1 pseudogene is annotated in these 926 nt (G+C 34.3%); it reads left to right on the top strand.

The window, feature by feature from the left end:
• Positions 1-84: 84 nt before the first annotated feature.
• Positions 85-926: pseudogene (locus tag EVI01_RS13455) on the top strand (hypothetical protein); the annotation flags it as partial.

Below are 926 nucleotides of genomic sequence, written 5' to 3'. Positions count from 1 at the left end.
AATCATCCCTATGCCGCTCACAGACCTAAAAAAATGCATGTAAAACCTTCACATTATAGAAACAATTTTAAACAGAGTCAAAGTATGCATAAAGAAATAAGTGACAGTATCGAGCGAACAAAGGAAACTTTTTACTCTCTAAAAGAGAGATATATTGCTGAATATGATATGGAAAGGAAGTACACACATACGAATCTCCAAGATGCTCAAAGTTTATACAAGGACTTTCGACACCTAAAAGATCGGTTATTAGAGAATCAATCGTTCATGGAAGAACAAAGGGAAGCGATTCATGTATTTTTAGAAGAGGATCCAGCACCGAACCGAAACAAGCATTTAAGAGAATATTTTAAAATGTACAATAACGAAATCAATGACTCAAAAATGGATCAATTAAGGATCAATAGTTTGATGGCCGATTGTGAAAGAATGGTTAATGAATTACAAGAAGCTACAAAATCAAAGGTTCCCTATTTAGCGAACTCATCTAAAACAAAGAGTCCGACTATTTCTCCACAAGAAGAAGGTCTTTTAAGAAGAAACAAAGAGCTTTCAACCGATTTCAACAGGTTAACGCAAGCGATCAATCATTTACGTGGACAAGCGAATGAGTTACAGGAACGGCTGTTCTGGAATAAGCAGTTTCCTGGAGAGAAACTTCCTTATAATAGGCACGATATGGAAGCAGACCTTGATCATATAATAAATGATCAACTTCCAAAATTAGAGGGTGAAAGAACGTTTGTTCAAGATGAAATAATTAAGGAAAAGAACTATATAGATTCGCTTGTAAAAGATGGGAAAATAAACGCTTCAAAAGCAGAAGCCTATATTAATGAGTACAATGAAGTCATTAATAATTTTGAAGAGTCAATGAATCACTTTGATAACCAAAGAAATAAAAGAGAAAGAGTAGAGAACCCAAG

The sequence above is a fragment of the Enterococcus villorum genome (genome assembly GCF_007990225.1).
Lineage (GTDB): Bacteria > Bacillota > Bacilli > Lactobacillales > Enterococcaceae > Enterococcus_B > Enterococcus_B villorum.
This window is presented reverse-complemented; position numbering and strand designations above follow the sequence as displayed.